Genomic DNA, 10,502 nt, shown 5'->3' with positions numbered 1-10,502 from the left:
CCGCCGCGCCGGCCCCCGCCGCCGCCCCGGCCGCGCCGAAGGTGGAGGAGCCGCGCCCCGCCTCCGGCCCGCTGCCGCGCCCCGGCACCGGCCATGCCCCGCTGCCCGCCGCCGCCAAGATGATGGCCGAGAACAATGTCTCGGCCGAGCAGATCGGCGCCGGCACGGCCAAGGACGGGCGCATCAGCAAGGGCGATGTGCAGGCCTTCCTGGCCAGCCCCGCCCCCGCCGCCGCGCCGAAGGCCGCCCCCAAGGCCGCGCGCGCCCTGGAGGAAGGCGAGGAGCGGGTGAAGATGACCCGCCTGCGCAAGACCATCGCCACCCGCCTGAAGGAGGCGCAGAACACCGCCGCCATGCTGACCACCTTCAACGAGGTGGACATGGGCGCGGTGATGGCGCTGCGGAACGAGTACAAGGACGTCTTCGAGAAGAAGCAGGGCGTGAAGCTCGGCTTCATGTCCTTCTTCGTGAAGGCCTGCGTCGCCGCGCTGAAGGAGTTCCCGGCCGTCAACGCCGAGATCGATGGCGACGACATCGTCTACAAGAACTTCGTGCATATGGGCATCGCGGTGGGCGGCCCCTCCGGCCTCGTCGTCCCGGTGCTGAAGAATGCCGACCAGCTCTCCTTCGCGGCCATCGAGAAGGCCATTGCCGGCTTCGGCAAGAAGGCGCGGGACGGCCAGCTGAAGCTCGATGAACTCTCGGGCGGCAGCTTCACCATCACCAATGGCGGCATCTACGGCTCGATGATGTCGACGCCGATCCTGAACCCGCCGCAGTCCGGCATCCTCGGCATGCACTCGATCAAGGACCGCGCCATGGTCGTGGGCGGCAAGATCGAGATCCGCCCGATGATGTATCTGGCGCTCTCCTATGACCACCGCATCGTGGACGGCAAGGAAGCCGTCTCCTTCCTGGTGCGCGTGAAGGAGAGCCTGGAGGATCCGCGCCGCCTGATGCTCGACATCTGACGAGCAGGGCTTTGCCCTCCATGAATTGGGCCAGGGCCGCGCTGTGCGCGGCCCTGGTTTATTTCGGCGCCGTGAGTGGTGGCATGACGGTGCTGCACCTGTTCTTCGCCGGGGCCATGCTGTGGCGCGGCGAGAAGGGCATCTTGGAGCTGCTGCTGCTGCCGGTGCTGGGCGTTGCTGCCCTCAGCGGGTTCGGACTCTCTCTGGCCTGGCGGGCCTTCGCGCGGCGATCCGCGTCAGCGTTCCTGATAGGGCTGCCACTGTGGCTCCTGTTCAACATCGAAGCGCTGCTGCTGGCCCTCTGGAATGACAAACCCCTGTTCTGGGCGGAGGAGGAAACCACCACCCCCGTCGCCGGAATGGTTCTGCTGTTTCTGGGCGCCGGCTGGCTCCTGCTCCTGCTCGGCGGCGTGGTGCTGTCTCGCCTGCCGGAGGGAGAGCCCGGGAAGGCGGAGCCCTCCCGGGACTGAAGCGCCTCAGCTATCGATGCTGAGATGGAGCCGCCCCACCATCTCCTTCTCATAGGCCACGCGCCGGACGATGAAGTCCCGGTAGGCCTCGGTATCGAGGTAGTTGAGCGGCATGTCCCACTTCTCCCGGATGGCCGTGTTCTCCGGGCTGAACAGCGCCGTCTTCAGCGCATCGTGCAGCACGCGCACCACGCCGGGGTCCATCCCCTTCGGCCCGGCGATGCCATAGGGCGAGGTCACGGCCAGATCGATGCCGAGTTCCTTCAGCGTCGGCACATCCGGGAAGCGCTTCGCCCGCTCCGGCGACCAGACGCTGAGCAGGCGGAACTGCCCGGCCTCCACCTGCGGCACCCAGGCCGAGCTGTCGGCGATGCTGTCGATCTGCCCGCCGAGCAGGGCGGTGACGCCCTCCGTCGTGCCGCGGAAGGGCACATGCGTCATCTGGAGGCCGAGGCGGGCGCAGAGATCCTCCATGGCGATGTGGTTGCTGGTGCCGATGCCGCTGGTGGAATAGGTCAGCCGCCCCGGCTTCGCCCGCGCCGCCGCCACATAGTCGGCCCAGCTTTTGATCGGGCTGTCCGTCCGCACCACCACGCCGAAGAGCCAGCCGGTGAGGCTGATGACGGGGGTGAAATCCTCCACCGGGTCCCAGGAGCGCGCCTTGGTCATGAAGGGGTGGCGCAGCACGGAGAGATGGTGCTGCGCCAGGGTATAGCCATCCGGCTGCGCCTGGAGCAGGGCCTGGGCCGCCAGCAGGCCGCGCGCGCCGGAGCGGTTCTCCACCAGCACGGGCTGGCCGAGCGCGCGCGTCGCCACCTCGGAGAGGGAGCGCAGCTGCGCATCGGCCGAGCCGCCGGGCGGCCAGGGCACCATCAGGCGGATGGGGCGGGCGGGAAAGCCGGCCTGCGAGCCCTGGGCCAGGGCGGGGCGGGCCAGCAGGCCGCCCATCAGCCCCGTGCCCATCAGCCCCGTGCCCATCAGCCCCGTGCCCATCAGCCCTGTGCCCAGAAGGCTGAGCGCGGTGCGGCGCGGCAGCGCGGCCTGGCCCGCGGGCATGGCGGCGGAAATGGCGCGGCGCGGCGGCGCCGCGCGGCGGTCGTCAGTCATGGTCGAGCCTCCCAGTCCCGGCGCCTTGTGGCGGCGCCATTACGGAGCAGGGTGGCAGAGGCGGCGCCCCGCTGTCCATCGCGCGCATACCCCCGGCGGCGGCGCGTGGCTTGGCCGCGCTGCGAGAATGGCTGTGGCACCCGCTACCCCCTTGCCGCGCGCCGCGCCGCACGCCAGTTTGCCGGCACCAATCTCAGGCAGGACCCTGCAACATGTCCGAAAGCTTCGACGTCATCGTCATCGGTGCCGGCCCCGGCGGCTATGTCTGCGCCATCCGCGCGGCCCAGCTCGGCATGAAGGTCGCCTGCGTGGAGAAGCGCACGACGCTCGGCGGCACCTGCCTGAACATCGGCTGCATCCCCTCCAAGGCGCTGCTGCAATCCTCGGAAGCCTTCGAGGAGACCAAGCACAAATTCGCCGACCACGGCATCCTGCTGGACGGCGTGAAGCTCGACCTCGCCCGCATGCAGGCGCGCAAGGCCGAGGTCGTCACCGCCAACACCAAGGGCGTCGAGTTCCTCTTCAAGAAGAACAAGGTCACCTGGCTGAAGGGCGCCGGCAAGGTCACCGCCCCGGGCAAGGTCGAGGTCGCCGGCCAGGTCTATGAGGCGAAGAACATCATCATCGCCACCGGCTCCGACAGCGCCCCGCTGCGCGGCGTCGAGGTGGACGAGAAGCAGATCGTCACCTCCACCGGCGCGCTGGAGCTGGAGAAGGTGCCGGGCCACCTCGTCGTCATCGGCGGCGGCGTGATCGGGCTGGAACTCGGCAGCGTGTGGCGCCGCCTCGGCGCCGAGGTGACGGTGATCGAGTATCTCGACCGCCTCGCCCCCGGCATGGACGCCGAGACGGCCAAGAACTTCGAGCGCGTGCTGGCCAAGCAGGGCATGAAGTTCAAGCTGAAGTCCAAGGTCACCGGCGCGGTGAAGGCCGAGGACGGCGTGACCCTGACGGTCGAGCCCGCCGCCGGCGGCGCGGCCGAGGAGATCAAGGCCGATGTGGTGCTGCTGGCCATCGGCCGCCGCGCCTATACCGAGGGCCTGGGCCTCGCCGAGCTGGGCGTGGAACTGGATGAGCGCGGCCGGGTGAAGACGGACAAGCACTTCGCCACCAATGTGCCCGGCATCTACGCGATCGGCGACGTCATCGCCGGCGCCATGCTGGCCCACAAGGCCGAGGATGAGGGCGTCGCCCTGGCCGAGATCCTGGCCGGGCAGGCGGGGCATGTGAATTACAACGTCATCCCCGCCGTGGTGTACACGTGGCCCGAGATCGCCTCGGTGGGCGAGAGCGAGGAAGAGCTGAAGGCGCGCGGGCAGGCCTACAAGGTCGGCAAGTTCCCCTTCATGGCCAATGGCCGCGCCCGCGCCATGGGCGACACCGATGGCTTCGTGAAGATCCTGGCCGACAAGGAGACGGACCGCGTCCTCGGCGTCCATATCCTGGGGCCGGATGCCGGCACGCTGATCGCCGAGGCCGCCCTGGCCATGGAGTTCGGCGCCTCGGCCGAGGATGTCGCCCGCACCTGCCACGCCCACCCGACGCTGCAGGAAGCCGTGAAGGAAGCGGCCCTCGCCGTGGATGGGCGCGCGCTGCACATCTGAATTGCTGGGAGGGCGCTGCCCTCCCAGACCCTCCCGCCGGGGGGACAGGGTCCCCCCGGACCCCGCCTTCAGGGGCTCATCATGTCCAAGGCCACGCCCGCCACACTGGCGGCGCAGAAGGCGGGAATCGCCTTCACCGTCCATAGCTATGACTACGACCCGGAGGCGGACAGCATCGGGTTGCAGGCCGCCGCCGCCCTCGGCGAAGCCCCCAGCCGCGTGCTCAAGACCCTGATGACCGAGGTGGATGGCAAGCCCGTCTGCGTCGTCCTGCCCTCTGACCGCGAGGTGGCGATGAAAAAGCTCGCCGCCGCCGCCGGGGGCAAGTCCGCCCAGATGATGCGCCCCGCCGATGCCGAGCGGATGACCGGCTACCGCGTCGGTGGCATCAGCCCCTTCGGCCAGAAGAAGCGCGTGCCCGTCTTCCTGGAGGAGGCGGCGCTGGCCGAGCCCTATATCTTCGTCAATGGCGGGCAGCGCGGGTTGCAGATCCGCCTCAGCCCGGCCGATGCCCTGGCGGCGCTCGGGGCGAAGGCCGCCGCCATCGCCGGCTGAGGCTTCATCTCTGTGTGGGTGGCTTGAGTGCCGGCCGGCCCAGGGCCATCTGCGCCGTATGCTGGTTTTTCGTCCCTCGTGGAAACGCAAGCTCGCGGGCTGGTCGCTGCTGGCCCTGGGTGTGGTCGGTGTGATCCTGCCCTTCCTCAACGGCACCATCTTCCTGTTGCTCGGCCTCTTCGTGCTGCGGGAGCAGCATGCCTGGAGCCAGCGCTGCCTCGGCTGGTGCGAGGCCCGCTGGCCCGGCCCGGTCGGCCGCCTGGGCGAGATGGAGGCGCGCCTGATCCAGCGCTGCGGCGAAGGGGCCGCCTGGCTGCGCCGGCGCCTCGGCATGGCATGACGCCGGCCCTCTGTATCAGCATGTAACCGAATCATCTGTTCCGTGAACGGAAGCTGGACCATAACGGCATGGCACCGGTTTCGCCGGGCAACCCGGCGTGCCGTGCGTGCAGAGAACAGAGGTCCGGATGACGATGATGCTTCGCCTTGCCGCGCTGGCAGGGCTTTTTCTGACGACGGCCTGCGCCAGTATCACGCAGGGGACGACGCAGAGTGTGACGGTCATCACTGACCCGGCGGGGGCGCAGTGCAGCTTGCAGCGTGGGGGGCAGTCCGTCGCGGTGGTCAGCCAGACGCCGCAGAGCGTGACGCTGGACAAGAGCCGCCAGGATGTGGCGGTGCTGTGCAAGCGTGATGGCTATCAGGATGGCGCGACGACGCTGACCTCCGAATTCGCCGGGATGACCTTCGGCAATATCCTGTTCGGTGGCCTGGTGGGGGTGGCCGTGGACAGTGCCTCGGGCGCCATGAACAAGTATCCCGCCGAGGTGAAGCTGGCGCTGATCCCGACCAGCTTCCCCAATGAGGCGGCGCGGGATGCCTTTTTCGCGCAGCGCCGGGCGGAGATCGAGCGCGAGGTGGCGGAGGTCGAGAAGCGCATTGGCGAAAGCTGTGCCGCTTCGGCCGATCTGTGCCGCCAGCAGCGGGAGGCGGCGCAGGCGCTGCGCCAGACGCGCCTCGCGGAGCTGGAGGTGAAGCGCAGCACGGCGACGATCCGCTAGCCGGCTTCCCGCGCCACCCCCTGACAGAAAAAAAGAAGAGGGGTCCGGGGAGAATTCATTCTCCCTGGCTTTTTGATTTTATTCTGACCCTGCCCGTGGATGCGCCTTTTGCCATGTCTCCAGCAGCTTGGCCGAATCGACGGTGGTGTAGCGCTGGGTGGTGGAGAGGCTGGCATGGCCCAGCAATTCCTGGATCGAGCGCAGATCCGCCCCGGCGGTGAGCAGGTGGGTGGCGAAGGAGTGGCGCAGCGCGTGGGGCGTCGCCGATTCCGGCAGGCCGACGAGGCGGCGGTAGGTGCGCAGCACCTTCTGCGCCTGCCCCGGATCCAGCCGCCCGCCGCGCGCGCCGAGAAACAGCGGCGCGTCCGGCGCCGGCGTGCCGCGCAGGGCCAGATAGGAGGCCACGGCCTTCTCCACCGCGGGCAGCACGGGCACGATGCGTTCCTTGTCCCCCTTGCCGATGACGCGCAGCCCGGTGCCGGCGCGCGGCGCATCGGCCACGTTCAGCGCCAGCGCCTCGGAGATGCGCAGCCCGCAGCCATAGAGCAGGGTGAAGAGGGCGCTGTCGCGCACGGCGAGGAAGGTGGTGTCCTCCACGCTGCCGGCGTCGCGCGTCACGTCGATGGCCTGGTCCGGGGTGAGGGGGCGCGGGGCGGGGGGCACGACCTTCGGCCCGCGCAGCCCGGCGATGGCCTTGGGCACCAGCCCGTGCCGCCGCGCCAGGAAGCGCAGGAAGCCGCGGATGGCGGCCAGCTGCCGGGCGCGGGTGGCGTTGCTGACGCCGTCGCGCATGGCGCGCTCGGCCAGGAAGGCGCGGATATCGGCGGGGTGGAGGTCGGCCAGGGCCTGGAAATCCGGCTCGCCGCCCAGGTGGCGGGTGAGGAAGCCGAGGAAGGCGGCGAGGTCCGCGCCATAGGCTTCCAGGGTGCGCGGGCTGGCGCGGCGTTCCTTCTCCAGCCATTCGAGCCAGAGGGCGCGGGCCTGGAGGCCGGTCATCATCGCAGCAGCGCGGCGGCGAGGGCGCGCGCCAGGAAGAGCAGGTGGGGGGTGGCGCCCTGCTGGGGCAGTTCGCTGCGCAGCCGGGCGCCGAGCACCAGCAGGGCGGGGGCGCCGGGCAGGGGCAGGCGGGCCAGGGCGTCGCAGCAGACCAGGGGCGCGGCCTCGGCGTGGAGCAGGGGCAGTTCGGTGGGCGCCTCGCGCAGCAGGGCCTCGCGCCCGGCCGGCAGCAGCCGCGCGGCGGTGCCGGCGGGCAGGGGGAGCCAGTGGGGGGGGCAGTGGGTGGCGGCGCGCTCCTCGCCGGCGAGGGCGCAATGGGCGAGGCCGAGCAGGTCCGGCCATTCCTCGCGCACGGTGGCGGCGGGGTCGTGGGAGGCGATGAGGGCGAGGATGGCGGCGCGGGTGCGGCTGGCGAAGCCATCGGCCTCGCGGGCGGCTTCGGCCACGCCGCGGGTGGCGGCGCGTTCGGCGGCGAGCATGGCGGCCATGTGGTCGGCCAGTCCTTCGCCGTGGATGCGGCGGGGCGGGGTCAGGCTGCGGTAGAGATCCGGGCGTTCGGCCAGGAAATCCGGGTTCTGGCGGAGCCAGCTGGCGATGTCTTCCGGTTGCATGAAGCCCCCTGATGGGAGGTCCAGGAACCTCAGGTTCCTGGCGGGGGGAGCCCGAGGGGGGCGGCGCCCCCCTCGGATAGCATCACAGAATGGACTGCCCCGTCTTCTTCCAATCCGCCAGGAAGGCTTCCAGGCCGCGATCGGTCAGCGGGTGCTTGATGAGCTGGCGGATGACGCCTGGCGGCAGGGTGGCGACATCGGCGCCGAGCTTGGCGGCCTGGGCGAGGTGGAGCGGGTGGCGGATGGAGGCCACCAGCACCTCGGTCTTGAGCTTCGGATAATTCTTATAGATCTGCACGATGTCGGCGATGAGCTGCATGCCGTCCTGCGCCAGGTCGTCGAGCCGGCCGACGAAGGGCGAGATGTAGGTGGCCCCCGCCTTGGCCGCGAGCAGGGCCTGGGTGGGCGAGAAGCAGAGGGTGACGTTGACCGGGGTGCCTTCCTCCGAGAGGGTGCGGCAGGTGCGCAGCCCGGCCTCGGTCAGCGGCACCTTGACGGCGACGTTGCCGGCGATGCCGCGCAGGAAGCGGCCTTCGGCCAGCATGCCCTCATAGTCGGTGGCGGTGACCTCGGCGGAGACGTGGCCGGGGGTGACGGTGCAGATCTCGGCGATCACCTCGGCCATCTTGCGGCCGGACTTGGCGATGAGCGAGGGGTTGGTGGTGACGCCATCGACCATGCCGAGCTCGGCGAGGGCGCGGATCTCGGACACCTCGGCGGTGTCGACGAAGAACTTCATGGCGAGGGCTTCCTGTCAGGTCGGGGCGTGTGCATCGCGCGGGGCGGGGCCTGTGCCTCGCCCGGCGGTGGCCGGGGTTGCAGCGGGGGGTTGTAGCGGAAGGCGGGTGTTGAACGAAAGGCCGCGTGGCCCGAGAAGGGGGGGTATGGCTCGTCTCCGCGTGCTGCTGCCGCTGCCCCTGTCGGGGGCTTATGACTACCGCGTGCCGGCCTCCTGGCCGGCGGCGCCGCCGGCTGGCAGCTTCGTGGAGGTGCCGCTCGCGGGCCGCAGCGTGGTGGGGGTGGTGTGGGATGGCGAGGCCGACCCGGCGCTGCCCGAGCGCCGGCTGCGCGACCTGCGCGCCGTGTTCGACGTGCCGCCGATGACGCCGAGCCTGCGCCGCTTCGTGGACTGGGTGGCGGCCTATACGCTGCACCCGCCGGGGGCGGTGCTGCGGATGGCGATGAGCGCCCCGGCGGCGCTGGAGCCGCCCACGGCCAAGGCGGGCTGGCGGCTTTCCGCCGCCGGGCAGCGGGCGCGGCGCGATGAGGGCGGGCCGCGGCTGACCGAGGCGCGCCGCCGCGTGCTGGACGCGCTGGAGCCGGGCGATGTGCAGAGCGGCGCGGCGCTGGCGGCGGAGGCCGGGGTTTCCGCGGGCGTGGTGCGCGGCATGGCCGAGGCCGGGCTGCTCGAACCGGCGCTGCTGCCGGCGGGGGCGGCCTTTCCGGTGCCCGATCTCGCCCGCCCCGGCCCGGTGCTGGGGGCGGAGCAGGCGGAGGTGGCGCGGGCCCTGCGCGCCGCCGTGGCCGGGCAGGCCTTTGGCGTGACGCTGCTGACCGGCGTCACCGGCTCCGGCAAGACGGAGGTCTATCTGGAGGCGGTGGCGGAATGCGTGGCGCGGGGCCGGCAGGCGCTGGTGCTGCTGCCGGAGATCGCGCTCTCGACGCAGTGGCTGGAGCGCTATGCCCGCCGCTTCGGCGTGGCGCCGGCGCTGTGGCATTCGGAGCTGGGCCCGCGGCTGCGGCGCGACACCTGGCGCGCCGTGGCGGAGGGCCGGGTGCCGGTGCTGGTCGGCGCCCGCTCGGCGCTGTTCCTGCCCTATCCCGATCTCGGCCTGATCATCGTCGATGAGGAGCACGAGACCGCCTTCAAGCAGGAGGAGGGGGTGGTCTACCACGCGCGGGACATGGCGGTGGTGCGGGCGCGGCTGTCGCGCGCCGCCTGTGTGCTGGTCTCGGCGACGCCGAGCCTGGAGACGCTGACCAATGCCGGGACGGGGCGCTATGCCAGCCTGCACCTGCCCACCCGGCATGGTGGCGCCGCCCTGCCGGCGGTGTCGGTGATCGACCAGCGGCGCACCCCGCCGGAGCGCGGCCGCTTCCTCAGCCCGCCGCTGGTGGAGGCGGTGCGGGCGACGCTGGCGGCGGGCCAGCAGGCGATGCTCTTCCTCAACCGGCGCGGCTATGCGCCGCTCACGCTGTGCCGGGCCTGCGGCCACCGGCTGCGCTGCCCCAACTGCACCGCCTGGCTGGTGGAGCACCGCGTCCGCCGCACGCTGCAATGCCACCATTGCGGCCATGCCGAGCCGATTCCCGAGGCCTGCCCCGAATGCGGCGCCGAGGGCAGCCTGACGCCGCTCGGCCCTGGGGTGGAGCGGGTGCAGGAGGAGGCGGCGGCGCTCTTCCCCGAGGCGCGGCGGCTGGTGATGGCGTCCGACACGATTCCCGGCCCCGCCGCCGCCGCCGAGGCGGCGCGGGCCATCGCGGCGCGGGAGGTGGATCTCATCATCGGCACCCAGATCGTCGCCAAGGGCTGGCACTTCCCGCATCTGACGCTGGTGGGCGTGGTGGATGCCGATCTCGGCCTGGCGGGGGGCGACCTGCGGGCGGCGGAGCGCACGGTGCAGCTGCTGCACCAGGTGGCCGGCCGCGCCGGCCGCGCCGAGTCTCCCGGCCGGGTGCTGCTGCAGAGCTGGAATCCAGACCACCCGGTGCTGGAGGCCCTTGTTTCCGGCGACCTGGATACCTTCATGCAGGCGGAGGCGGAGAGCCGCCGCCCCGGCCACTGGCCGCCTTTCGGCCGCCTCGCCGCGCTGATCGTCTCGGCCGAGGATGAGCGGGAGGCGGAGCGGGTGGCGCGCGACCTCGGGCTGGCCGCGCCGCGCGGGGAGGGGGTGGAGGTGCTGGGCCCCGCCCCCGCGCCGCTGGCGCTGCTGCGCGGGCGGCACCGGCGGCGGCTGCTGCTGAAGGCGCGGCGGGACATCGCGGTGCAGCCGCTGCTGCGCGAATGGCTCGCCCGCGTTCCTGTTCCGGCGGCGGTTCGCGTGCAGGTGGATGTGGACCCGGTCGGATTCCTCTGAAACGTGGGCGGAACCTGCCCGCGCGATGAATCTGGGGTAAGGAATTCGCG

General features: G+C 71.6%; 11 protein-coding genes. 7 read left to right on the top strand and 4 right to left on the bottom strand.

Annotation, left to right across the window (positions count from 1 at the left end; genetic code table 11):
• On the top strand, positions 1 to 971 hold a 971-nt coding region (odhB, locus tag NON00_RS17600; RefSeq protein ID WP_256023692.1), incomplete at its 5' end, for a 2-oxoglutarate dehydrogenase complex dihydrolipoyllysine-residue succinyltransferase.
• 83 nt (positions 972 to 1,054) lie between these two features.
• Entirely contained in the window at positions 1,055 to 1,441 is a 387-nt protein-coding gene (locus tag NON00_RS17595) for a hypothetical protein (protein ID WP_256023689.1), read from the top strand.
• 6 nt (positions 1,442 to 1,447) lie between these two features.
• Here NON00_RS17595 and NON00_RS17590 read toward each other — a convergent pair whose 3' ends face one another.
• Positions 1,448 to 2,548 (bottom strand): tripartite tricarboxylate transporter substrate binding protein, encoded by a 1,101-nt coding sequence (locus tag NON00_RS17590; RefSeq protein WP_256023686.1) that lies wholly within the window; start codon positions 2,546 to 2,548, stop codon positions 1,448 to 1,450.
• Between the two features lie 212 nt (positions 2,549 to 2,760).
• Between NON00_RS17590 and lpdA the strand changes: the two genes are divergently transcribed.
• From lpdA to NON00_RS17570, 4 genes are all read left to right on the top strand, one after another.
• Positions 2,761 to 4,152: a dihydrolipoyl dehydrogenase gene (gene lpdA, locus NON00_RS17585; RefSeq protein ID WP_256023684.1), complete on the top strand. Its 1,392-nt coding sequence runs from the start codon at positions 2,761 to 2,763 to the stop codon at positions 4,150 to 4,152.
• An 81-nt stretch (positions 4,153 to 4,233) separates the two neighbouring features.
• Complete coding sequence (ybaK, locus tag NON00_RS17580) at positions 4,234 to 4,707, top strand: Cys-tRNA(Pro) deacylase (RefSeq protein ID WP_256023681.1); 474 nt, start codon at positions 4,234 to 4,236, stop codon at positions 4,705 to 4,707.
• 58 nt (positions 4,708 to 4,765) lie between these two features.
• Positions 4,766 to 5,047 (top strand): PGPGW domain-containing protein, encoded by a 282-nt coding sequence (locus NON00_RS17575; RefSeq protein ID WP_256023679.1) that lies wholly within the window; start codon positions 4,766 to 4,768, stop codon positions 5,045 to 5,047.
• A 127-nt stretch (positions 5,048 to 5,174) separates the two neighbouring features.
• Positions 5,175 to 5,768: a hypothetical protein gene (locus NON00_RS17570; RefSeq protein WP_256023676.1), complete on the top strand. Its 594-nt coding sequence runs from the start codon at positions 5,175 to 5,177 to the stop codon at positions 5,766 to 5,768.
• A 78-nt stretch (positions 5,769 to 5,846) separates the two neighbouring features.
• On the opposite strand, the gene NON00_RS17565 is transcribed toward NON00_RS17570, so the two are convergent.
• From NON00_RS17565 to fsa, 3 genes are all read right to left on the bottom strand, one after another.
• Positions 5,847 to 6,764, bottom strand: coding sequence for a tyrosine recombinase XerC (locus NON00_RS17565; protein WP_256023674.1), 918 nt, complete (start codon positions 6,762 to 6,764; stop codon positions 5,847 to 5,849).
• On the bottom strand, positions 6,764 to 7,375 hold the full coding sequence (locus NON00_RS17560) for a hypothetical protein (protein ID WP_256023672.1): 612 nt from the start codon (positions 7,373 to 7,375) through the stop codon (positions 6,764 to 6,766). The genes NON00_RS17565 and NON00_RS17560 overlap by 1 nt, the downstream gene beginning before the upstream one ends.
• A gap of 82 nt (positions 7,376 to 7,457) precedes the next feature.
• Positions 7,458 to 8,114, bottom strand: a complete 657-nt coding sequence (gene fsa / locus NON00_RS17555; protein ID WP_256023670.1) for a fructose-6-phosphate aldolase — start codon at positions 8,112 to 8,114, stop codon at positions 7,458 to 7,460.
• A 145-nt stretch (positions 8,115 to 8,259) separates the two neighbouring features.
• On the opposite strand from fsa, the gene NON00_RS17550 reads away from it, so the two are divergent.
• Positions 8,260 to 10,452 carry a primosomal protein N' gene (locus NON00_RS17550; protein ID WP_256023667.1) on the top strand — a complete coding sequence of 731 codons (2,193 nt, stop codon included), beginning with the start codon at positions 8,260 to 8,262 and terminating at the stop codon, positions 10,450 to 10,452.
• Positions 10,453 to 10,502 lie beyond the last annotated feature (50 nt).

Origin of the sequence: Roseomonas sp. GC11, from assembly GCF_024437745.1 — a bacterium.
GTDB lineage: Bacteria > Pseudomonadota > Alphaproteobacteria > Acetobacterales > Acetobacteraceae > Pseudoroseomonas.
The sequence above is the reverse complement of the archived record's forward strand: the minus strand, read 5'-3'. Positions and strand labels throughout refer to the sequence as shown.